Here is a 22,404-nt window from a genome sequence, read left to right as displayed (position 1 = left end):
ATGGCACTCGATGACCCGCAGACCGCCAGCGCCTTCAGTCGGCTGCTCGGCATCGAAGCGGTGAGCCTCGGCGACGGTGTCGCCGAGGCCCGCCTGCCCATGGGCGAGCACCTGCGCAACCGGGGCCAGGTGATGCACGGCGGGGCGATCTTCACCCTGCTGGACATCGCCATGGGCCTGGCCTGCACCAGCGTCCACGGCTTCGACCGGCGCAGCGCCACCATCGAATGCAAGATCAACTACATCCGCCCCGTGGCCGACGGCGAGATCACCTGCCGGGCCCGCGTGCTGCACGCCGGCTCGCGCACCCTGGTGGTCGAGGCCGACGTGCTGCAGGGCGACAAGCTGGTCGCCAAGGGACAAGGCACCTTCGCCCAGCTGTAAGCGCCAGGACGGCGACGCTCTATTCTGGACGAAGCGACAACGCAGTCATGTCCGCCCCTTGTAGACCGATCAGTCCACCCTCATATTGGGGCGACTGTCCACTGGGACCCACAGGATTCCAAATTGAGCGACCTTCTCTCCCGCCGCCTGGCGCTGCTTGGCGAGCGAGCCAACCTGTCCCTGCTGACCCAGTGCCTGCACGGCATCGAGCGTGAATGCCTGCGCGTCGACCCGCGTGGCCAGCTGGCCCTGACCGACCACCCGGTGGCCCTGGGCTCGGCCCTGACCCACGGGCAGATCACCACCGACTACTCCGAGTCGCTGCTCGAATTCATCACCCCCACCGAGCACGACCCCGCCGCCACCCTCGACGACCTCGACCGCATCCACCGCTTCACCTACCAGAAGCTGGACGGCGAATACCTGTGGAGCGCCTCCATGCCCGGCCGCCTGCCGAGCGAGGAGGCCATTCCCATCGCCCACTACGGCACCTCGCCCATCGGCCGGCTGAAGTACGTCTACCGGCGTGGCCTGGCGGTGCGCTACGGCAAGACCATGCAGTGCATCGCCGGCATCCACTACAACTTCTCCCTGCCCGAGGCGTTGTGGCCGCTGCTCAAGGCGGCCGAGGGCGATACCCAGAGCGAGCGCGACTACCAGTCGGCGCGCTACATCGCCATGATCCGCAACTTCCGCCGCTACAGCTGGTTGCTGATGTACCTGTTCGGCGCCGCCCCGGCGCTGGACGAGAACTTCCTGCGCGGCCGTCCCCACGACCTCGACCGCCTCGACGCCGACACCCTCTACCTGCCCTGGGCCACCAGCCTGCGCATGAGCGACCTGGGCTACCAGAACAACGCCCAGGCCGGTCTGACGCCCTGCTACAACAGCCTCGACAGCTACCTGTCGAGCCTGCGCCAGGCGGTCTCCACGCCGTACCCGCCCTATGCCGAGATCGGCACCAAGCAGAACGGCGAGTGGGTGCAGCTGAACACCAACGTCATCCAGATCGAGAACGAGTACTACTCCTCGATCCGCCCCAAGCGCGTCACCTACACCGGCGAACGCCCGATCCAGGCCCTGATGGCCCGTGGCGTGCAGTACGTCGAAGTGCGCTGCCTGGACATCAACCCCTTCCTGCCGCTGGGCATCGACCTCACCGAGTCGCGCTTCCTCGACGCCTTCCTGCTCTACTGCGCCCTGGCCGACAGCCCTCCGATGGCCGGCGATGAGTGCCGCGCCTGCACCGACAACTTCCAGCGGGTGGTCAAGGAAGGCCGCCGCCCGGGCCTGCGCCTGCAGCGCCCCGACGGCGAGATCGGCCTGGTGGAGTGGGCCGGCGAACTGCTGGACCGCATCGCCCAGACCGCCGCGCTGCTGGACCGCGCCCAGGGCGGCGAGGCCCACGCCCAGGCCCTGGCCGAACAGCGTCGCAAGGTCGAGGACCCGTCCCTGACGCCGTCGGCCCAGGTGCTGGCGGAGCTGCGCGAACGGGGCGAGAGCTTCAGCCAGTTCGCCCTGCGCCAGAGCGAGGCCCATGCCCGCGCGTTCCGCGAGCGCCCGCTGGACGCTGCCGACGTGGAGCGCTTCGAGGCCATGGCCCGCTCGTCGCTGGAGGAGCAGGCACGCCTGGAAGCCGAGCCCGAGGGGGACTTCGACACCTTCGTCGCCGCCTACCAGGCCAGCATCCTCGGGCTGCTGAGCAACTGAGGCAAACGGAGCGAGCGCCGCGTCACAAAACCGACAAGCTGGGGCTCCAGGTGGGACAAGTGGCCGTCCATGCCGGAAAGCCGACGGCTAGCATGGTGCCTGAACCCTTCTGCGAGCCTGCGTCATGGCGCCGCCCGATCACGATCAAGAGCCCGCTCCGCCGCTGTGGAGCCTGGAAGACCTGAACAAGGCCTACCAGCAGGGCTACATGGCCGGTCTCACCGGCCAGCCCATCGACCCGCAACCCTACGCGGCGGACGTCCTCGCAGCGGCCTGGGAGGCCGGCTGGGACGACGGCCATGACCAGTACGAACTGCAGCGCCCGCCACGCATCGCCTGAGTCACTCCTCGAACGCCGCGTCCAGCGGCACCCGGTAGCCGATGGCCAGCCGGTTGGTCTCGTTGGCCATCGCCACCACCGCCTGCAGCTCGCCGAACATCGCCTCGCTCATGCCCGCCTTGCGCGCCGCCGCCGTGTGCGAGCCCACGCAGTAGCCGCAGTTGTTGGTCACGCTCACCGCGATGTAGATCAGCTCCTTGGTCAGCGGGTCCAGCTCGCCGTTCGCCACCATCACCTCCTTCAGGCTTTCCCAGGTACGGCGCAGGGTCTGCGGGTGACGGGCGAGGGCCTTCCAGAAGTTGTTCACCTGGTCCACCTGGCGGGTGGCCATGATGTCGTCGTAGACCGCACGGACTTCAGGCGAGGCATTTGCATATTCGATCAAGTGCTTAGACGACATGGTGTTTCTCCTTTTAGGTTATTAGGCAACGCAGTATAGGCAGCCGCCCGTACCGTCATACCACCCAGGAGCATGGTCATGTCGAAACACCGTCTGGGCCGTCTGGCCCTCACCCTTCCCCTGTTGCTGCCGTTGCTGGCCCAGGCCGCCCAACCCGGGCTCTGGGACACCTACGCCACGCTGAAGAGCAAGACCTGGGTCGACCTGACCCACCCCTACGACGAACAGGTCCCGCACTGGAAGGGCTTCGACAACGCACAGCGCAAGACCCTCTACACCGTCGACAAGGACGGCTTCCAGGTGGACCTCTACACCCACGTCGGTCAATGGGGCACCCACGTCGACCCGCCCGTGCACTTCCACAAGGGCCTGCGCAGCATCGACCAGATCGACGTGAAGGAGCAGTTGCTGCCCCTGGTGGTGCTGGACATCCACCAGCAGGCGGCGAAGAACCCCGACTACGTGCTGACCCTGGCCGACGTGAAGGCCTGGGAGGCCAAGCACGGCCCGGTGCCCGAAGGCGCCTTCGTCGCCCTGCGCAGCGACTGGTCCAAGCGCTGGCCGAGCCAGGAGAAGATCCAGAACGCCGACGCCCAGGGCGTGGCCCACTACCCCGGCTGGAGCAAGGAGGCCCTGGTGTACCTCTACGAGACGCGCAAGATCACCGCCTCCGGCCACGAGACCACCGACACCGACCCGGGCATCGCCACCAGCAAGGACGACTACTCCCTGGAGTCCTACATCCTCGGCAAGGACCACTACCAGATCGAGCTGCTCGCCAACCTCGACCAGGTGCCCGAGGCCGGCGCCCTGGCCGTGGTCAGCTTCCCGAAGATAGCCCGTGGCACCGGCTTCCCCGCCCGCGTCTTCGCCATCCTGCCCTGACCCGCACCCCACCCGGCCCGGCCGCTCAGGCCTGGCCGACCCCCATCAACTGCTCCACCAGCCAGCCCAGCGCCGCGTCGGAGTCGCGCTGGGCCAGGCTCACCAGGTCCAGGTGGAACGGCCCCAGGGCGAAGGGCAGGGGGTGCACGGCGAGCGGCAGCAACCGCGCGAAGTGCGCCGCCAGCCGCGCCGGCAGCACCACCGTGAGGTCGGTGCCGGCCACGATATGGGCCGCCTGCAGGTAGTTCGGCGTGGTGTAGACGATGTCCCGCGCCAGGCCCTGTTCCCCCAGCCACTGGTCCACCATGCCTTTGGTCTGGCCCCCATGCACCCACAGGTGGCGTAGCCTCAGGAAGGTCGCCAGGTCCGGCGCCTGTTGCAGCTGTGGGTGATCGCGACGGGCCACGAGGCGCAGGCTCTCGCTCATCCAGCGCCGTGCCCGGAAGCGCGCCGGAATGCGCTCGAAGCGCCCCAGCACCAGGTCCAGCTCGCCCTGGTCCAGCGCCTCGGCCGGCAGGCTCGGGGTCAGGTGGCGGATGGCGATGCGCAGCCCCGGCGCCTCCAGGGCCAGTTGCTGCAGCAGCCGGGGCATGGCGATCAGCTCCACGTAGTCGGTCACCGCGATGGTGAAGCGCTGCTGGCTGCGCGCCGGGTCGAAGCCCTCGCCGGTCACCAGGCTCTGCTCGATCTGGCGCAGCGCCGCGCGGATCGGCATCTCCAGCGCCAGGGCCCGTGCCGTGGGCTGCATGCCACGGCCCACGCGGGTCAGCAGCGGGTCGCCGAGCAGTTCCCGCAGGCGGTTCAGGGCATTGCTCACCGCCGGCTGGCTCAGCGCCAGGCGTTCCGCCGCGCGTGACACGCTGCGTTCGCGCAGCAGGGCATCGAGCACCCGCAGCAGGTTCAGGTCGAAGTTGGAAATATTCACGACGGGAATGCGGCCTATCACAAGACTAAATTTCAAAAATAGTACCGGCTTCCTTACTGTGTTCCACGGCTTTCACGCTCCCCACCCCCAGAACAACAAGAGGACGAGGCAATGACCCGCACCCCCTACGACATCCAGCACGCCGCCGTGATCGGCGCCGGCACCATGGGCCGCGGCATCGTCATGAGCCTGGCCAGCGCCGGCATTCCCGTGCGCTGGCTGGACAGCAACCCGCAGATGCTCGAACAGGGACTGGGCGTGGTGGCCGACACCTACGCCCACAACGTGCGCCAGGGCCGCATCGACGAAGCCGAGGCCGCCGCCCGCCGCGCGCGCATCCAGCCGGTGCAGGGCTACGCCGACCTGGCCGAGGTGGACCTGGTGATCGAAGCGGTCTACGAGAACCTCGACCTCAAGCAGCAGATCTTCCGCGAGCTGGACGCCCGGCTGAAGCCCTCGGCCATCCTCGCCAGCAACACCTCGGCGCTGGACATCGATGCCATCGCCGCCGTCACCGCCCGTCCCGAGCAGGTCCTCGGCCTGCACTTCTTCAGCCCGGCGCACATCATGAAGCTGCTGGAGATCGTGCGCGGCGCCAGGACCGCCCAGCCGGTGCTGGACGCTGCCCTGGACCTGGGCAAGCGCATGGGCAAGGTCAGCGTCGTCGCCGGCAACTGCGACGGCTTCATCGGCAACCGCATGCTCCACACCTACGTCCGCGAGGCGCGGATGATGCTGCTGGAAGGTGCCTTCCCCCACCAGGTGGACGCCGCCCTGCAGGCCTTCGGCTTCGCCATGGGCCCGTTCCGCATGTACGACGTGGTCGGCATCGACCTCGAATGGCGCGCCCGCGAGCTGTCCGGCAAGGGCCAGGATGACCCGGCGGTGCAGGTGGACAACCGCCTCTGCGCCCTTGGCCGCTTCGGCCAGAAGTCACGCATGGGCTACTACCGCTACGCCGAAGGCAGCCGCCAGGCCGAGCATGACCCGGAAGTGGACGCCCTGGTGCTGGCCGTCTCCGAGCAGCTCGGCTTCCAGCGCCGGGCCATCGGCCAGGAGGAAATCCTCGAGCGCTGCCTGCTGGCCCTGGTCAACGAAGGCGCGAAGATCCTCGAAGAAGGCATCGCCGCCTCCAGCACCGACATCGACACCGTCTACCTCAACGGCTACGGCTTCCCCGCCGACAAGGGCGGCCCCATGAGCTGGGCCGACGGCCAGGGCCTGGAGGCCCTGCGCGAGCGCCTGGAATACCTCGCCGGCCGCCATGGCCTGCACTGGCAACCCGCCGCCCTGATCCAGCGCCTGGCCGCCGAGGGCCGGGGCTTCGCCGACTACCGCCTGGAGGCCTGAGATGAGCTACACCGCCCCCCTGCGCGACATGCGCTTCGTGCTCCATGAACTGTTCGACGCCGCCGGCCACTGCGAACGGCTGGGCAATGGCCTGGACCGCGAGCTGATCGACGGCGTGCTGGAAGAAGGCGCGCGCTACACCGGCGAAGTCATCGCCCCGCTCAACCGCGCCAGCGACGAAGAGGGCGTGACCCTCGAAGGCGGCGCCGTCACCACCCCCACGGGCTTCCGCGAGGCCTACCAGCAGTACTGCGACAACGGCTGGGCCAGCATGACCGGCCCGGTGGAGCACGGCGGTCAGGGCTTCCCGCAGCTGGTGGCCGCCAGCTTCCACGAGATGCTGATGGCCGCCAGCCTGTCCTTCCGCGTCTATTCCGGCCTCACCGAAGGCGCCGTGCTGGCGTTGCACACACACGGCAGCGAGGCCCTCAAGCGCGACTACCTGGGCAAGATGGTCAGCGGCGTGTGGACCGGCACCATGTGCCTCACCGAGCCCCAGGCCGGCACCGACCTGGCCCTGCTGCGCACCCGCGCCGAGCCCCGGGCCGACGGCAGCTACGCGGTCAGCGGCAGCAAGATCTTCATCAGCGGTGGCGAGCAGGACTTCTCCGAGAACATCGTCCACCTGGTGCTGGCGCGCCTGCCCGATGCCCCCGCCGGGGTGAAGGGCATCTCGCTGCTGCTGGTGCCCAAGTTCATCGCCAACCCCGACGGCACCCCGGGGGCGCGCAACGCCCTGTCCTGCGGGGCCATCGAGCACAAGATGGGCATCAAGGGCGCCGCCACCTGCGTGATGAACTTCGACGGCGCCACCGGCTGGCTGGTGGGCGAGGCCAACCAGGGCCTGGCCTGCATGTTCACCATGATGAACGACGCCCGTTTCCAGGTTGGCCTGCAGGGCCTGGGCATCGCCGAACGCGCCTTCCAGGGCGCGCTGGCCTATGCCCGCGAGCGCCTGCAGTCCCGCGCGCTGACCGGCCCGGCCGAGCCGGGCAAGGCGGCCGACCCGATCATCGTGCACCCCGATGTGCGGCGCATGCTGCTGACCCAGAAGACCCTCACCGAAGGCAGCCGCATGCTGGCCGCCTACTGCGCGCGCCAGCTGGACCTGGAACACGCCGCCCCGGACGCCGACGTGCGCCGCACCGCCAGTCGTCGGGCCGCGCTGCTGATTCCCATCGTCAAGGCCTTCCTCACCGACATGGGCCAGGAGGTCGCCAGCCTCGGCGTGCAGGTCTACGGCGGCCACGGCTACATCCGCGAATGGGGCATGGAACAGCTGATGCGCGACAGCCGCATCACCCAGATCTACGAAGGCACCAACGGCATCCAGGCCCTCGACCTGATCCGCCGCAAGCTGATGGGCGACGGCGGCGCCGAACTGTTCGCACTGGTGGACGAACTCACCGCCCAGGCCGACGCCCTGCTGGGCGATGCCGAGCTGGCCGAGGCGGCGGGCGCCGTGCTGGCGCGCCTGCACGAATGGCGCGACCTCACCGCCACGGTGCTCGACCGCGCCCGGCACGACCCCCAGGAGATCGGTGCCTGCTCGGTGGACTACCTTCAGTACGCCGCCTACGTGCTGCTCGCCGCGCTCTGGCTGCAGGCCGCCGGCCGTGCCCGCCAGGCCCTGGCCGGCGGCACCGGCGAGGCCGACTTCTACCAGGCCAAGCTGCACAGCGCGCGCTTCTACCTGCGCCGCGTGCTGCCACGGGCCAGCGGCCACCGCGAGGCGCTGCTCGGCGGCGCCGACTGCCTGATGGCGTTGCCGGAGGCGCACTTCGCCTTCTGAGCCCGGGCCACACAACAACAAGAGGACGCCCCATGCAGCCCTTCAGCTTTGCCACCACCGCGCAGATCCTCTGCGAATCCGGCTCCGCCACCCGCCTCGCCGAGCTGTGCCGCGAACGCGAGGCCCGGCGCGTACTGGTCGTCACCGACCCGGGCATCACCCGCCTGGGCATGCTCGACCCGATCCTCCCGGGCTTCGCCGCCGCCGGCCTGGCGGTGGAGGTGTTCGACCAGGTGCAGGCGGACCCGCCGGAGGCGGTGGTGCTGCAGGCGGTGGACCAGGCGAAGGCCCTACGCGCTGAACTGGTGATCGGCTTCGGTGGCGGCAGCTCTATGGACGTGGCCAAGCTGGTGGCGCTGCTGGCCCACCCGGCGTGCGGGCAGGGGCTCCAGGACATCTATGGCGTCGGCAACGCCCGGGGCCGGCGCCTGCCGCTGATCCAGGTGCCGACCACCGCCGGCACCGGCTCGGAAGTCACCCCCATCGCCATCGTCACTACCGGCGAGACCACCAAGCTGGGCGTGGTGTCGCCGCTGCTGCTGCCCGACCTGGCGCTGCTGGACGCCGACCTCACCCTCGGCCTGCCCGCTGCCGTCACCGCCGCCACCGGCATCGACGCCATGGTCCACGCCATCGAGGCCTACACCAGCCGCCACAAGAAGAACCCGCTGTCCGACCTGCTCGCCCGCGAGGCCCTGCGCCTGCTCTGCGCCCACCTCGACGAGGCGGTGCACAACGGCCGCAACCGCGAGGCGCGCCAGGCCATGCTGCTGGGCGCCTGCCTGGCCGGGCAGGCCTTCGCCAATGCCCCGGTGGCGGCGGTGCACGCCCTGGCCTATCCCCTGGGCGGGCACTACCACATCCCCCACGGGCTCTCGAATGCGCTGGTGCTGCCCCACGTGCTGGGCTTCAACGCCGAGGTGGCCGCGCCGCTCTATGCCGAACTGGCGCCGCTGGTGCTGGGCCGCAAGCTGCAGCCGGGCAACGCGCTGCACCTCACCGAGCAACTCATCGTCGAGCTGGCCGATTGCAGCGAGCGCAGCGGCCTGCCCACGCGCCTGCGCGATGCCGGCGTGGCCGAGGCGATGCTGGCGCAGCTGGCGAAGGACGCCATGTTGCAACAGCGCCTGCTGGTGAATAATCCGCGCGATGTCAGCGAGCGCGATGCGCTGGCGATCTACCAAGCCGCCTATTGAGACGACGCGTCATGAACCAGCCCCAGCACCTGCGCAGCGACTACCGCCACTTCCAGCCGATCACCACCCGCTGGCACGACAACGACGTGTATGGCCACGTGAACAACGTCGTCTACTACGGCTTCTTCGACACGGCGGTGAACACCTACCTGATCGAAGTGGGCGGGCTGGACATCCACGACGGCGACGTCGTCGGCTTCGTGGTCAGCTCTGCCTGCGACTACTTCGCCTCCATCGCCTTCCCCGAGCGCATCGAGGTGGGCCTGCGGGTCGGCAAGCTGGGCAACAGCTCGGTGCAGTACGAACTGGCCATCTTCAAGGCCGGTGAAGACGATGCCTGCGCCGCCGGCCGCTTCGTCCACGTCTTCGTCGACCGCGCCAGCAACCGCCCGGTGCCGATCCCCGAGCACCTGCGCGCGGCCCTGGCGGAGCTGGTGGTGGCGGGCTGATCGTGGTGCCGGCAGGACCCTTCCCGGGCTGAAGCCCGGGCTACGGCTCTTGCCTTTGCCGGCGGGTTTTTCACCAGATCGACCCTAAACAGCCGGAATGGCGACATCCTGCGGGGTGCGCCGACCGGTCGCTCTACCCTAAAGCGCCGCAAGCACGCAGAATGCGCAGCCAAATCCGCTGCGCTTCCAGACTGCAGGGCGACAAGACCCTGCGGCCCGTGGGATTTTTTCCCGTGAAGGCCGGGGGAGCGCAGGGGGGTCCATTGGTACGGTCGCTGCGGCGGCCCCTGTCTGTGAACCTGCCATGTCCCAAGCCAACCGCTCCATCCTCCAGCGCCTGAAGGGCACCAGCCTGGTCACGCGCATCCTCGTCGGGCTGGTGGCCGGCGTTCTCCTGGCGGTGCTCAAGCCCGAGGCGGCTGCGGCCGTCGGCCTGCTCGGCACCTTGTTCGTCACCGCCCTGAAGGCCGTTGCGCCGGTGCTGGTGTTCGTCCTGGTGATCGCCGCCATCGGCAACCACAAGCCCGGTGAGCGCACCCACATCCGCCCGATCCTGTTCCTCTACCTGATCGGCACCTTCTCCGCCGCCGTGGTGGCAGTGCTGGCCTCCAGCCTGTTCCCCTCGACCCTGCACCTGAGCGCCGCCGCCAACGAGCTGGCCCCGCCCGGGAACATCTCCGAGGTGTTGCTGAGCCTGCTCTCCAGCGCGGTGGCCAACCCGGTCAAGGCGCTGATGGAGGCCAACTTCATCGGCATCCTGGTCTGGGCCGTGGGCCTGGGCATCGCCATCCGCCAGGGCAGCGAGACCACCCGCGCGGTTTTCAGCGACCTGTCCCACGGCGTGTCGCTGATCGTCCGCGTGGTGATCGCCTTCGCTCCGCTGGGCATCTTCGGCCTGGTGGCCTCGACCCTGGCGACCAACGGCCTGAAGGTGCTGGCGGACTACGCCCACCTGCTGGCAGTGCTGATCGGCTGCATGCTGTTCGTGGCCTTCGTGGTGAACCCGCTGATCGTCTACTGGAAGATCCGCCGCAACCCCTTCCCGCTGGTGCTGACCTGCCTGCGCGAGAGCGGCATCACCGCCTTCTTCACCCGCAGCTCGGCGGCCAACATCCCGGTGAACCTGCAGCTGTCGGAGAAGCTCGGCCTGCATGAGGACACCTACTCGGTATCGATCCCGCTGGGCGCGACCATCAACATGGCCGGCGCGGCCATCACCATCACCGTGCTGACCCTGGCGGCGGTGAAGACCCTGGGCATCGCCGTGGACATCCCCACCGCCATCCTGCTCAGCGTGGTGGCCTCCGTCTGCGCCTGCGGCGCCTCGGGCGTGGCCGGTGGTTCGCTGCTGCTGATCCCGCTGGCGTGCAGCCTGTTCGGCATCCCCAGCGAAGTGGCGATGCAGGTGGTGGCCGTGGGCTTCATCATCGGCATCCTGCAGGACGCCGCCGAGACCGCGCTGAACTCCTCCACCGACGTGCTGTTCACCGCCGCGGCCTGCATGGCCAACGGTGACGTGCGCGATCCGGCCCAGGTCGGCGACGCCGGCTGATCCCCTCCGGCACGCTCGCCTCAGGGCGTGCCGTCTTTCCCGTCCGCCGTCGGCGGGTCCAGCCAGAGGCTGGCATCCGTCGCCGGCAGGCCGCTGTCCAGTTCGATGATCCGCCGCTCGCCGAGCCGTGCCAGGTCACCCAGGTGTCCGTAATGGCGCAGGAACAGCGCGCGGAAGCTGCCGTCCTCACGCACCTGTTCGAAGCCCTCGGCAAAGCGCCGGGCCAGCTCGGCATCACCCCGGTTGAAGGCGAAGTACACCGGCATGGCGTAGCGCAGGGCCAGGTGCGGTTCGACCATCAGGTCCGGGTGCCCCTGCACCTCCACCCATGCCTCGCTCAGGGCGCGGTGGAAGTAGTCGAAGCGGCGCTGTTCCAGCATCGGCAGCAGGTTGCCGGGGTTGGCCATGCCCAGCACCGGCAGGTGGTTACGGTCGAAGATCGGGAAGTCGCTCCACTGGCTGCCGAAGCCGCCGATGCGCCGGCGCAGGCCTTCCACGTCCTGGACCTGGGCGAAGTCGGCCTGGCGGTCGCGGCGGATGATCAGCACCCGGTAGCCGAGCATGCCGGCGTGCATGTCCACCGGCAGCATGTTCAGGGTGCCCAGGCGCTCGGCATTGGGCGGTACGTAGGCGAGGTCCACCTGGCCGTCGCGCAGCAGCGCCAGGCAGCGGTCCTGGGACGGGTCGGGGCGCTCATCCCCGGGGGCGATGCGGGCGGCACCGTAGCGGTCGGCGGTGCGCGCGAGGATCAGGTTGGCCAGCTCGATGCGGTAGGCGTAGTTCGCCCCGTGGTATTGGCAGACGCGCAGCAGGCGTTCCGCTCGGGCGGGCAGGGCAGGCAGCAGCAACAGGCAGCACAGCAGGATCAGGGTGTGGCGGACAGGACCCATGACGGTTCCACGGCAGTCGGCGAACAGGCACCAGCACAATAAGGGTGCAAGGTTACAGGCTTCCCGGCGTTTCACCCAAACGGGGTTGAGCCACTCGTCACCCAGCGCTATGCTCGCCCGCGGTCGGCAGTTCACCCAGGCGTCACCGGTGCCCATTCGGGCAGCTAAACCTGCCACGAGCCTCAGGCTCATCCTCGACCGACACTCGTCCTGTGCCGCGTCGGAAGCCGGTGACCCCCGACATCCTCCCAGCGAGGACTTGGCACACACGAGGAACGCATTGTGTCCAAGACGCTCATTCCCTTCTCCACCCCCGACCTTTCCGCCCTGGCCCGATCGCTGGTCCGCCAGCTTGGCGAGCGCGAGGGGCCGCCCAGCCATGTGGACATGCTCAACTTGCTGGCCCGTGCCCGTGGTTTTCGCAGTTACCAGGCCCTGCGCGCGAGCCAGGCCGCCGAGCGCCAACTGGCCGAACCCGCCCGCGCCGAGGCGGTGGACTATGTGCTGGTGCGCCGGTTGCTGCGCTATTTCGACGAGCAGGGCCGCCTGCGTAGCTGGCCGGGCAAGCACAGCCACCGGCGACCCTGCCTGTGGGCGGTCTGGATGGCCTTGCCGCCGCGCACGCGGATGAGCGAGCGCGAGGTGGACGCTCATATCCGCACTGCCGCGAGCCTGGGCGATCACGTGCTGCTGAGGCGCGAACTGGTGGATGCGGGCTGGCTGGTGCGGACCCCCGACGGGCGCGAGTACCGCCGTGTCGAGCAGCGGCCGGACGCCGTGGCGATGGCCCTGCGGGCGCAGCTGGGCCGGCGTACCGGCTAGGGCGACGGGGTGCCGCTCCTGGGGTCGGCGTGCCATGCGCCGGCCCTTGGCAGGTCTTCTACCTGCAACCGTGGCCACTGGCGCAGCCAGCCTTTTGCCTGCACGCGCTCGGCGAAGGTGTGCGGGTGGCGATGCTGCAGGTTGGGGGTCAACCGCAACGCAAGCAGGCCGGTCTGGACGAAGGGCGTGGCGATCTCGATGCCGCCGCCGGGGCGCAGGCGCACGCCGATGGCGGTTTCCACTTCGGGCCAGCGGGCCATGGCGTCGCAGCTGTCGCGGTAGGGGGCGTCGCCATTGCGCAGGTGCATGCGTGCCTGGTTCTTCACTGACCAGCGCAGGTGCCCGGCCTGTTGGCGCAGGTGCGCCTCGATGCGGGCGTCGGCTTCGGCGTCGGGCTGGTCGGGGTCGAAGTGGATCAGGTCGATGTCGTTGAGCGGGGTGGGATGCCGGTAGCCGTGCAACTGGTCCCAGGCAAGGTTGCGGACGAATCCGGCAGCCAGCCAGGCGTCCTTCAGGCCGAGGCTGGCCAGGCAGCGCAGGGCCAGCAGGCGCTGGGCGTCGGCCCGTATCCAGCGCTGCAGGTGCAGGTAGGTGCCGGCCCGGGTCAGGGCCGGCGGTTGCGGTCGATCATCCGCGGTCAATGGTGGTGCCTGTGCTTGCGCGGGCCCCAGCCACGGCCGGGGTGGTGGCGCTCGCCGCGATGGCGGCCGTCGCGCCAGCCTTCGTCCTGGCGGCTTTCATTGCCCATGTAGTTGCCCAGCGCGCCGCCGGCACCACCGCCTGCTGCGGCCCCCACCACCGAGCCGGTGTCGCCGCCGACCTGGCGGCCGAGCACGTTGCCGCCGGCAGCGCCCAGGGCGCCGCCGATGGCGGCTTCGGTACGGTTGCGGCGGTCAGCCCCCACCACGCTGCCGGCCGCGCCGCCGACGCCGGCGCCAATGGCCGAGCCGGTGTTGCCGCCGATGGACTGGCCGACGACCGAGCCCAGTGCCCCGCCCAGTGCACCCCCGACGCCTGCCTCCAGGGTGCCGCCGGCGAAGGCGCCGCCACTGGCGAGGCAGAGGGAGAGGAGAAGGACCGAGGATTGCTTCATGGAGGTGACGCCTCTGTAGGGAACGTGGGGCGATATGTGCCACGGCGAAGCGGCATGCGGAAGCCCTTGCCGACGAGTTGCGCGGCTTTTTTCACATTCCCTAAGTATTTGTTTTTGCGGGAGAACTTGCGGTGTCTGGCGCTGTCTGAGGCTTATTCCGACACACCGTTTCCGGTGCATCCATGCTGGCACCGCGACAGCGCCGCCGGGGTTTCCGGCGACGCCGTCGGAGCCTCACAGGATGCGGTTGCCTTCCCGGCTCGGTTGCAGGCGGATGGCCACGAACTTGGAGGTGGGGGTGTGGCTGCCCACGCCGTGGCTGTCCAGCGGCACCAGCGGGTTGGTCTCCGGGTAGTAGGCGGCGGCCTGCCCGGCGGGGATGTCGAAGGCCAGCAGGGTGAAGCCTTCCACCTTGCGCTCCACGCCGTCGTCCCACAGCGACACCATGTCCACTTTCTGCCCCGGCTGGTAACCCAGGCGGTCGATGTCGGCTGCGTTGGCGAACACCACGTGGCGCTGCCCACGCACGCCCCGGTAGCGGTCGTCGAGGCCGTAGATGGTGGTGTTGTACTGGTCGTGGGAACGCAGGGTCTGCAGGATCAGGTCCGGCTGCTGGCCGGTGGCGCGCACGCGCTCGTGCAGCAGGGTGGCCGGCAAGGCGTGGGCCTTGAAGTTGGCCTTGCCGGTGGCGGTCTTCCAGGTGCGGTCCGCCGCGGAGTTGCCGAGGTGGAAGCCGCCCGGGTTCTTCACCCGCTGGTTGAAGTCGTGGAAGCCGGGGATGGTTTCGGCGATCAGGTCGCGGATGCGGTCGTAGTTGGCCACTAGCGCGTCCCACTCCACCGGGTGGTCACCCAGGGTGGCCTTGGCGATACCGGCGACGATGGACGGCTCCGAGCGCATCTGCTTCGACAGCGGGGCCAGTTGGCCGTAGGAGGCGTGGATCATGCTGAAGGAGTCCTCCACCGTCACCGCCTGCGGGCCGTGGGCCTGCTCGTCGATGTCGGTGCGGCCCAGGCACGGCAGGATCAGCGCGTCGCGGCCGGTGGTGAGGTGGCTGCGGTTGAGCTTGGTGCTGATCTGCACGGTGAGGTCGCAGTTCATCAGCGCCTGGTGGGTACGCGGGCTGTCCGGGGTGGCCTGGGCGAAGTTGCCGCCGAGGCCGATGAAGACCTTGGCACGGCCTTCGAGCATGGCGTTGATGGCTTCCACGGTGTTGTGGCCGTTCTCCCGCGGGACCTTGAAGCGGAAGCGCTGCTCGATGGCGTCCAGCAGGGCCACCGGCGGACGGTCGTTGATGCCCATGGTGCGGTCGCCCTGCACGTTGCTGTGGCCGCGCACCGGGCACAGGCCGGCGCCGGGACGGCCGATGTTGCCGCGCAGCAGTTGCAGGTTGACCAGTTCCTGCAGGGTCGGCACCGAGTGGTGGTGCTGGGTGAGGCCCATGGCCCAGCAGACGATGACGCGGTCGGCGCGGCGATACATCAGCGCCGCCTGCTCGATCTCGGCCTTGGCGAGGCCGGACTGCGCCTCGATGTGGGCCCAGTCGGTGGCGTCCAGCTCGGCCAGGTAGGCGTCGAGGCCGTCGGTGTGCTCGGCGATGAAGGCGTGGTCGAACACCGCCGGCTCGCCCTTGGCCTGGGCTTCGCGCTCCCACTGCAGGAGGAACTTGGCGATGCCGCGGATGGCGGCCATGTCGCCGCCCAGGGCCGGGCGGAAGAAGGCGGTGTTCAGCGGGGCGGAGCCGTTGGTGAGCATCTCCAGGGCATGCTGGGGATGCTGGAAGCGTTCCAGGCCGCGTTCCTTGAGCGGGTTGAAGCAGACCACCTGGGCACCGCGCTTCACCGCTTCGCGCAGCGGTTCGAGCATGCGCGGGTGGTTGGTGCCGGGGTTCTGGCCGAACACGAAGATGGCGTCGGCATGCTCGAAGTCACCGAAGGTCACGGTGCCCTTGCCGATGCCGACGCTCTGGCCGAGGGCGACGCCGCTGGCCTCGTGGCACATGTTCGAGCAGTCGGGGAAGTTGTTGGTGCCGTAGGCGCGGACGAACAGCTGGTAGAGGAACGCCGCTTCGTTGCTGGCCCGGCCGGAGGTGTAGAACTCGGCCTGGTTCGGGTCGGGCAGGCGCTTGAGGTGGCTGGCGACGAGGGCGAAGGCGGCGTCCCAGTCGATGGGCACGTAGTGGTCGCTGTCGCGGTCGTAGCGCATCGGCTCGGTGAGGCGGCCCTGGTATTCGAGCCAGTAGTCGCTCTGCTCGCGCAGCTGGCTGACGCTGTAGCGGGCGAAGAAGGCTCGGTCCACGCGGCGCTTGGTGGCTTCCCAGTTCACGGCCTTGGCGCCGTTCTCGCAGAACTTCACGCGGCCGTCTTCGGGCGAGTCGCCCCAGGCGCAGCCGGGGCAGTCGAAGCCGCCGTTCTGGTTGGTCTTGAGCAGGGCGCGCAGGTTCTTGAACGGCTGTTTGCTGTCCAGCCAGAAGCGCGTGACGCTCTTCAGCGCGCCCCAGCCGGCGGCGGCGCCACGGTAGGGTTTGTAGCGGGGTTGCACGGGTTGCAGGCTCATTGCGGGGTGTCGTTCTCGTGGCGCGGCGCCGGGCTGTAGACCCGGGGTGCGCTGTGGTGGGGCAGGTGGATGAGGTTGAGGCGGTGGCGGCGGGCCCATTGCACGGTCAGTGCGGTGGGCGCGGACAGGCTGACCAGGGTGGACAGTCCGGCGCGCACGGCCTTGTGGATCAGTTCCAGGCTGCAGCGGCTGGTGACCACGGCGAAGCCGGCACGTGGGTCCTGCTCGCTTTGCAGCAGGGCGCCGATCAGCTTGTCGAGGGCGTTGTGGCGGCCGATGTCTTCACGGCAGAGGGCCAGGGTGCCGTTGCTGTCGACGAACAGGGCGGCGTGCAGGGCGCCGCTGCGCCGGGCCAGGTCCTGCTGGTCGGCGATGCGCTGGCGCAGGTCGGCGAGGTGTTCCAGGGGCGGTAGCGGGCTACGGGCGAGCACGTCGAGGTTGGGCAGCGCCTGCTCCAGGGCCTCGACGCCGCACAGGCCGCAGCCGGTGTTGCCGGCCAGTTGGCGGCGCTGGTCCTTGAGGGCCCAGAAGGCGCGGCTGGCGATCTCCACCTCGGCGCGCAGGGCTTCGCCGGCGCCGCTGACCTGGATGTCGTAGAGGTCGTCGAGGCTGCCGATGATGCCGGCGCTGAGGCTGAAGCCGACGACGAAGTCCTCGATGTTGCGCGGCGAGACCATCATCACGGCGTGGCTGATGCCGTTGTAGGCGATGGCCAGGGCGCTTTCCTCGGCCAGGGCGGCCTCGCCGGGCTGCGTGCTGCCACCCAGTTCGACGTACTGGTAATCGGTGGGCGGTGGCGGTGGCTCGACGGCGCTGAACGGACGGCGGGAGGCGCGATGGGGCATGGCGGGGTCTCCCCTGCGGCGGATTGACTCAGGCAGCCTAGGCCGGTCGGGGGGCGCCGTCTAATCGCTTTGCCCGATGCTGTGATCGATGTCGTCTATCGGTCAGGTTTGCGCGCCTCTGGCTCGGGCTCAGGCGCTTGCCAGAAGGTCCCGGGCTTCGCTGAAGCAGGTGTCGGCGAGGGTGGAGCGGGGCAAACCACGGCGCTGGATGAGCCCAAACGGGGCAAGGGTATTGGCCTGCTCGATGGGTGTCAGCGCCAGGTGCTCGGCGAGGGCGTCGAGGCCGCTGGCCAACGGCATGATGGCGCAGCACAGGCCGGCGCTGACGGCCTGCAGCAGCTGGTGCACGGCGTCCGTCTCCAGGCGCGGGCGGGGCGTCAGGCCCCGGCTACGGAAGCCGTGGTCGATGGACTGGCGGAAATGCATGCTGCCGGAGAGCAGGCCCAGGGGCAGGGTGGCCAGCTGTTCCCAGGTCAGGGCGGCGTCGCTGAAGGGGAAGTGGCGACGGTCGTGCAGCAGGCCCATGCGGGTGTCGGCGATCTCCAGGTACTCGAAGTGCTCGCGGTCGAGGCGGTCCAGGTAGCACAGGCCGAGGTCGAGCTGGTTGCTCGCCAGGCGTTCGAGGATCTGCTCGGAGCTGAGGGCGAAGAGCTGGAAGCGCAGGTTGGGGTGGCGTTCGGCGAAGGCGCGGATCAGCCCCATGGGGTCGTAGCCGGCCAGGGGCACCAGCCCCAGGCGCAGGGTGCCGACCAGTTGCCCGCGGCAGGCGGCGGCCTCGGCCTGCAGGCCGTCGTGGGCGGCGAGCAGGGTGCGGGCCCAGGCGAGCACGCGCTGGCCGGCCTCGGTGAAGCCTTCGAAGCGCTGGCCACGCTGGACCAGCTCCAGGCCCAGTTCTTCTTCCAGCTTGCGCAGGCGCATGGACAGGGTCGGCTGGGTGATGTGGCAACGCGCGGCGGCCTGGCCGAAGTGGCGCGTCTCATCCAGGGCGACGAGGAACTTGAGCTGCTTGATGTCCATGCCAGCGGTCCTCAGAGGCCGGTGCAGAGCTGGCGGTAGTCGTCCACCGCGTCGAATTCCTCGGTGTCCTTGTCGGCGCCCTGGCTGTCGGGGCGGCGCACGGCCAGCAGGTGGGCGACGCCATGGGCACCGGCGGCGCGCAGGATCGGCAGGCTGTCGTCGATGAACAGCGCGCGGGCCGGGTCGAACGGGCAGTCGGCCTGCAGGGCCTGCCAGAACTGTGGGTCTTCCTTGGGGTAGCCGTAGTCGTGGGAGCTGATCATGCGGTCGAACCAGGGCGCCAGCTCGACCCGCTCCATCTTCAGCGAGAGGGAGTCGCGGTGGGCATTGGTGATCAGCACCACGCGCTTGCCGGCGCGGCGCAGGGTGGCGAGGAACAGGTCGGCGTCCGGGCGCAGGGCGATCAGGTGCGCCACTTCGCGCTTGAGGTCGCGGATCGACAGGCCCAGCTCGCGGCTCCAGAAGTCGGTGCAGTACCAGTTCAGCTGCCCGGCGTGCTGGCGGAACAGCGGCACCAGCTCGGCGTCCGCCAGTGCGCGGCTGATGCCGTGGTGCTCGGCGTAGCGCTGGGGCAGGTAGTCGAGCCAGAAGTGGTTGTCGAAGTGCAGGTCGAGCAGCGTGCCGTCCATGTCCAGCAGCACGGTGTCGATGGCGGGCCAGTTGAGGGTGGGCATGGGGGTCCGGGCTGGGTCGAGGGTGGTGGCCGTGGGTGCGCCCTGCACGGTCGTCAGGGTGCAATCTCCGACACGGACAATCGGAAAAGCCGGGGTATGATAACCCGCCGGTCCCAACCAGGAGTTCGTCATGCGTCAGAAGCCCACCGTGCTGGCCCGCGAGATCGTTGCCAGCAGCCGCCTGTTCAGCGTCGAGGAGCTCCAGTTGCGCTTCGCCAACGGCGTGGAACGCACCTATGAACGCCTGGTGGGCAAGGGCTCCGGCTATGGCGCGGTGATGGTGGTGGCGCTGCCCGATCCGGAACACGTGCTGCTGGTGGAGGAGTACTGTGCCGGCACTGACGACTACCAGCTGTCCCTGCCCAAGGGCCTGGTGGAGCCCGGCGAGGACGTGCTGGAAGCCGCCAACCGCGAGCTGAAGGAAGAGGCGGGCTTCGGCGCCCGCCGCCTGGAGCTGCTCACCGAGCTGTCGCTGTCCCCCGGTTACATGAGCCAGAAGATCCAGGTGGTGCTGGCCCGCGACCTCTACGAGGAGCGCCTGCCGGGCGACGAGCCCGAGCCGCTGCGGGTGGAACAGGCCAGCCTGCACGACCTCATCACCCTCAACGAACACCCGCAATTCAGCGAGGGGCGCGCCCTGGCGGCGCTGTACCTTGCCCGAGACCTGTTGACCCGCCGTGGAGAATTCCCTGCATGAGCCACCCTTTTCTGCCCGCTGTCCTCGATCTGGTGGACCGCGCCGGTCACGCCATCCTGCCGTTCTGGCGTGCCGAACTGGCCGTTGAGGAAAAGGCCGATGCTTCCCCCGTCACCGCCGCCGACCTGGCCGCCCACCGCGTGCTGGTGGAGGGGCTGACGGCGCTGGCGCCGGAGATCCCGGTGCTCTCGGAGGAAGCAGCCGACATCCCCCTGGAAACCCGCGCGGGGTGGCAGCGCTGGTGGCTGGTGGACCCGCTGGACGGCACCAAGGAGTTCATCGCCGGGTCCGACGAATTCACCGTCAACGTCGCGCTGATCGAACAGGGTCGCGTGGTGTTCGGCGTGGTCGGCATCCCGGCCAGCGGCCGTCGCTACTACGGTGGCGCCGGCCTCGGGGCCTGGCAGCAGGATGTCGGCGGTGCGGCCCAGGCCATCCGCGTGCGCCCGCAGCCGGCCGAGGCTTTCACCCTGGTGGCGAGCAAGCGCCACTCCAGCCCGGCCCAGGAGCGCCTGCTGGCGGGGCTCGGCGAGCGTTTCGGTGAGCTCTCGCTGGCCAACATCGGCAGCTCCCTGAAGTTCTGCCTGCTGGCCGAGGGGGCGGCGGATTGCTACCCGCGCCTGGCGCCGACGTCCCAGTGGGACACGGCAGCGGCCCAGGGCGTGCTGGAGGGGGCCGGTGGCGAGGTGCTGGACCTGGGGGGTGCGCCGCTGGGCTACGCGGCGCGGGAATCCTTCCTCAATCCCTCCTTCCTGGCCCTGCCGGCGCAGGCCGCATGGCGCGGCGAGCTGCTGGCGCTGGCCCGCGAGCTGGCGTGAGCCAGCTCCCTGAGCCGGGTGGGCCGGGCGGTGTTTCCGCCTCCGCCCACCCCGCCAGGATCAGTCGAGCATGTCGCTGAAGCGTTCGTCGCGGGCGTAGAGCAGCGGGCGGGCGAAGCCAGGAACCTTCACGCCCTCGGTGGAGACTTCCAGCTCGCGGTCGTCGATCAGGTCGTTGCCGAAGTTGTAGATGATGTCCAGCTCGCCCATCAGGGCGCGGGCGTCGTAGTCGCGGGCGGCGGCGCGGGTGGCCTCGCGCTTGTCCAGGTAGGCGGCGAAGGCGTCGGCGCCGTGGCGCTTGTGCAGCATGCGCTCGGCCAGGCGCGGGCTGATCACCACGCCGGTGGCGTTGTTGCCGCCGAAGCCCTTGGAGTTGATGAAGCAGATGTCCAGGTTAGCCCGGTCGCGCTGGTCGGCCAGGGGGATGGCCAGGCGCTGCTGGTGGACGTCGTCGGCGACCCGGTCGATGGTCTTGATGCCCGGCAGGATGCCGTAGCGGAAGGTGCCGAGGGCGGAGATCAGCTGGTCGCCGCTGGCGGCGGCGAGGGAGTGGCCGACGAAGGCCTTCACGGCGGTCAGCGGCCAGTTGTCGATGCCGAAGGCGCCGGCCACGCGGTCCAGCAGCTCGGATTCGGTGACGCGGTTGGCCGGGGTGCTGGAGCCATGGGCGTGGACGAAGCTGCGCTGGCGCACGGCGTCGTTGCCGAACAGCTGGGTGGCGCTGGCCACGGCCTTGGCCAGGGTCAGGTAGTTGCCCGGGCCGGGGGCGGAGATGGATTTCTTGAAGCCGTCGGCGTTGATGAACACGTCGGTGACGGCGCCGTGGATGTCGGCGCCCAGCTGCAGGGCCAGCTCGTCATCCATCAGCACCACGTACTGGCTGGACTCGGCCAGGGTGAAGCCGCAGTTCTCGCCGAACGGGCGGCTGGCGCGGCGGAAGTCCACGTCGTCGCGGCCGCCGACCTGGCGCAGGCCGTCTTCGGTGGCCAGGGCGCCCATGGCGCCGTAGCCGTCGATGCATTCCTGGTTGATCGGTGCTTCGGCGTTGCCCACCAGGGCGACGCGGGCGCGGCCGCTGGTGATCTGCTCGATGGCCTTCTGCAGGTTGTAGAGGAAGGTGGCGCAGGCGCCGGTGACGCTGCCGGTGGTGCCGACGCTGCCCAGCACGTAGGCGTTGATGAAGTCGGCGGGCATGGTGTTCAGGCCCAGGGGCAGCTGCTTGGCGGTGACGCGGCCGCCCTTGAGGCGCGACTGCATGAGGCCGCCGAAGCCGTTCTCGTCGAGCTGGCTCATGATGCTGCCGGAGAACACGGCGATCTCGTCAGGCTGTACCTGGTCGACGATCTGCTGCCAGGGCAGGCCGATGGAGCGGATGGCGTCGGTGGCGGCCACCACCGACAGCTGCAGGCCGCGGGGATGGAAGCGGGAGTTGTACAGCTCGCCGGGCTCGAAGCCGCTGGGCAACTGGCCGGCGGATTTCACCGGCAGCGCGCGGAAGCTCTCGACCTTGAATTCGCTGGTGCCGCCGAGGGTGACGCGCACCTCGCCGCTGTCCAGGGTTTCCACGCTCCAGCTGGCCGGCAGGGGCTCGGGTAGCTGCTTGCGCGAGGTGATGAAGGTGATGCGGGCGCCGTCCTCGGGGGTCACGCCGATGCTTTTCTGCCAGGGCGCGGCGTCCACGTCGAGGAAGCTCTTCTCGATGCGGCGCACCAGGGTGGAGGCCAGTACGCGCTCGCCGTAGCGGGCTTCGATGGCGGGCAGGTCCAGGGGCTTGCCGTCGGCGTCCAGGTACTGGCCGTCGACCACGGTCACCAGCTTGGTCATCACGGCGAGGCCGGCCAGGGTTTCCTGGCGGGTGGCGGCATCGAGGCTCTCGATCACGGTGCGGCGGAATCCGTGGTGGAAGGAACTGCGTCCTGCCGCGTTGTAGCCGCCAAAACCAACGATGACCGGAAGTCGGGACATGACTGGAACACTCCTCAAATGACCATGGCGTGGCAGGGCCCGGT

22 protein-coding genes are annotated in these 22,404 nt (G+C 69.5%); 12 read left to right on the top strand and 10 right to left on the bottom strand.

All coding sequences use genetic code 11. The features are described from left to right. The 3 genes from BM198_RS21585 to rmf all read left to right on the top strand — a co-directional run bounded on the left by BM198_RS21585 (position 1) and on the right by rmf (position 2,434). Positions 1 to 384, top strand: coding sequence for a PaaI family thioesterase (locus BM198_RS21585; protein ID WP_044405311.1), 384 nt, complete (start codon positions 1 to 3; stop codon positions 382 to 384). Positions 385 to 507: 123 nt separating this feature from the next. Then, complete coding sequence (gene gshA, locus BM198_RS21580; protein ID WP_044405312.1) at positions 508 to 2,094, top strand: glutamate--cysteine ligase; 1,587 nt, start codon at positions 508 to 510, stop codon at positions 2,092 to 2,094. A gap of 124 nt (positions 2,095 to 2,218) precedes the next feature. Next, entirely contained in the window at positions 2,219 to 2,434 is a 216-nt protein-coding gene (gene rmf, locus BM198_RS21575; protein ID WP_044405314.1) for a ribosome modulation factor, read from the top strand. Between the two features lies 1 nt (position 2,435). Here rmf and BM198_RS21570 read toward each other — a convergent pair whose 3' ends face one another. Next, a complete protein-coding gene (locus BM198_RS21570; protein WP_074972290.1) occupies positions 2,436 to 2,834 on the bottom strand; it encodes a carboxymuconolactone decarboxylase family protein in 399 nt (132 codons plus the stop codon). Between the two features lie 78 nt (positions 2,835 to 2,912). Here BM198_RS21570 and BM198_RS21565 point away from each other — a divergent pair, with 78 nt between their 5' ends. Continuing rightward, the gene (locus tag BM198_RS21565) at positions 2,913 to 3,719 is read left to right on the top strand and encodes a cyclase family protein (protein ID WP_052807577.1); all 807 of its coding nucleotides are present in this window, start codon (positions 2,913 to 2,915) and stop codon (positions 3,717 to 3,719) included. A gap of 25 nt (positions 3,720 to 3,744) precedes the next feature. Here BM198_RS21565 and BM198_RS21560 read toward each other — a convergent pair whose 3' ends face one another. Then, positions 3,745 to 4,644 carry a LysR family transcriptional regulator gene (locus BM198_RS21560; protein ID WP_044405501.1) on the bottom strand — a complete coding sequence of 300 codons (900 nt, stop codon included), beginning with the start codon at positions 4,642 to 4,644 and terminating at the stop codon, positions 3,745 to 3,747. Positions 4,645 to 4,755: 111 nt separating this feature from the next. Between BM198_RS21560 and BM198_RS21555 the strand changes: the two genes are divergently transcribed. The 5 genes from BM198_RS21555 to sstT all read left to right on the top strand — a co-directional run bounded on the left by BM198_RS21555 (position 4,756) and on the right by sstT (position 10,983). Next, positions 4,756 to 5,994 (top strand): 3-hydroxyacyl-CoA dehydrogenase, encoded by a 1,239-nt coding sequence (locus tag BM198_RS21555; protein WP_074972288.1) that lies wholly within the window; start codon positions 4,756 to 4,758, stop codon positions 5,992 to 5,994. A gap of 1 nt (position 5,995) precedes the next feature. Further along, complete coding sequence (locus tag BM198_RS21550; protein WP_074972286.1) at positions 5,996 to 7,786, top strand: acyl-CoA dehydrogenase C-terminal domain-containing protein; 1,791 nt, start codon at positions 5,996 to 5,998, stop codon at positions 7,784 to 7,786. Positions 7,787 to 7,818: 32 nt separating this feature from the next. After that, on the top strand, positions 7,819 to 8,982 hold the full coding sequence (locus tag BM198_RS21545; protein WP_074972284.1) for an iron-containing alcohol dehydrogenase: 1,164 nt from the start codon (positions 7,819 to 7,821) through the stop codon (positions 8,980 to 8,982). 11 nt (positions 8,983 to 8,993) lie between these two features. Beyond that, positions 8,994 to 9,431, top strand: coding sequence for an acyl-CoA thioesterase (locus BM198_RS21540; RefSeq protein ID WP_074972282.1), 438 nt, complete (start codon positions 8,994 to 8,996; stop codon positions 9,429 to 9,431). Positions 9,432 to 9,735: 304 nt separating this feature from the next. After that, positions 9,736 to 10,983 (top strand): serine/threonine transporter SstT, encoded by a 1,248-nt coding sequence (gene sstT / locus BM198_RS21535; protein ID WP_074972280.1) that lies wholly within the window; start codon positions 9,736 to 9,738, stop codon positions 10,981 to 10,983. A gap of 20 nt (positions 10,984 to 11,003) precedes the next feature. Here sstT and BM198_RS21530 read toward each other — a convergent pair whose 3' ends face one another. Then, positions 11,004 to 11,873: a substrate-binding periplasmic protein gene (locus BM198_RS21530; protein WP_074972278.1), complete on the bottom strand. Its 870-nt coding sequence runs from the start codon at positions 11,871 to 11,873 to the stop codon at positions 11,004 to 11,006. 282 nt (positions 11,874 to 12,155) lie between these two features. Between BM198_RS21530 and BM198_RS21525 the strand changes: the two genes are divergently transcribed. Beyond that, a complete protein-coding gene (locus BM198_RS21525; protein WP_044405327.1) occupies positions 12,156 to 12,695 on the top strand; it encodes a DUF2087 domain-containing protein in 540 nt (179 codons plus the stop codon). On the opposite strand, the gene BM198_RS21520 is transcribed toward BM198_RS21525, so the two are convergent. The 6 genes from BM198_RS21520 to yrfG form a co-directional block, all read right to left on the bottom strand. Continuing rightward, a complete protein-coding gene (locus tag BM198_RS21520; RefSeq protein WP_244165730.1) occupies positions 12,692 to 13,336 on the bottom strand; it encodes a nucleotidyltransferase family protein in 645 nt (214 codons plus the stop codon). The two genes, BM198_RS21525 and BM198_RS21520, sit on opposite strands and share 4 nt — an antisense overlap. Then, on the bottom strand, positions 13,333 to 13,788 hold the full coding sequence (locus BM198_RS21515) for a glycine zipper domain-containing protein (protein ID WP_044405328.1): 456 nt from the start codon (positions 13,786 to 13,788) through the stop codon (positions 13,333 to 13,335). The genes BM198_RS21520 and BM198_RS21515 overlap by 4 nt, the downstream gene beginning before the upstream one ends. Positions 13,789 to 14,022: 234 nt before the next feature. Next, positions 14,023 to 16,344, bottom strand: coding sequence for an FdhF/YdeP family oxidoreductase (locus BM198_RS21510; RefSeq protein ID WP_074972276.1), 2,322 nt, complete (start codon positions 16,342 to 16,344; stop codon positions 14,023 to 14,025). Then, positions 16,341 to 17,189: a formate dehydrogenase accessory sulfurtransferase FdhD gene (fdhD, locus tag BM198_RS21505; protein WP_074972274.1), complete on the bottom strand. Its 849-nt coding sequence runs from the start codon at positions 17,187 to 17,189 to the stop codon at positions 16,341 to 16,343. The genes BM198_RS21510 and fdhD overlap by 4 nt, the downstream gene beginning before the upstream one ends. Before the next feature lie 129 nt (positions 17,190 to 17,318). After that, positions 17,319 to 18,206, bottom strand: a complete 888-nt coding sequence (locus tag BM198_RS21500; protein ID WP_074972273.1) for a LysR family transcriptional regulator — start codon at positions 18,204 to 18,206, stop codon at positions 17,319 to 17,321. A gap of 11 nt (positions 18,207 to 18,217) precedes the next feature. Further along, the gene (yrfG, locus tag BM198_RS21495; protein ID WP_074972272.1) at positions 18,218 to 18,880 is read right to left on the bottom strand and encodes a GMP/IMP nucleotidase; all 663 of its coding nucleotides are present in this window, start codon (positions 18,878 to 18,880) and stop codon (positions 18,218 to 18,220) included. A 130-nt stretch (positions 18,881 to 19,010) separates the two neighbouring features. Here yrfG and nudE point away from each other — a divergent pair, with 130 nt between their 5' ends. Further along, on the top strand, positions 19,011 to 19,577 hold the full coding sequence (nudE, locus tag BM198_RS21490) for an ADP compounds hydrolase NudE (protein ID WP_044405337.1): 567 nt from the start codon (positions 19,011 to 19,013) through the stop codon (positions 19,575 to 19,577). After that, a complete protein-coding gene (cysQ, locus tag BM198_RS21485; RefSeq protein ID WP_074972270.1) occupies positions 19,574 to 20,395 on the top strand; it encodes a 3'(2'),5'-bisphosphate nucleotidase CysQ in 822 nt (273 codons plus the stop codon). Before nudE ends, cysQ begins: the two co-directional genes overlap by 4 nt. A 60-nt stretch (positions 20,396 to 20,455) precedes the next feature. Here cysQ and BM198_RS21480 read toward each other — a convergent pair whose 3' ends face one another. Then, on the bottom strand, positions 20,456 to 22,360 hold the full coding sequence (locus BM198_RS21480; RefSeq protein ID WP_074972267.1) for a beta-ketoacyl synthase: 1,905 nt from the start codon (positions 22,358 to 22,360) through the stop codon (positions 20,456 to 20,458). Between the last annotated feature and the right edge of the window lie 44 nt (positions 22,361 to 22,404).

This window comes from Metapseudomonas otitidis, from assembly GCF_900111835.1.
Taxonomy (GTDB): Bacteria; Pseudomonadota; Gammaproteobacteria; order Pseudomonadales; family Pseudomonadaceae; genus Metapseudomonas; species Metapseudomonas otitidis.
This window is presented reverse-complemented; position numbering and strand designations above follow the sequence as displayed.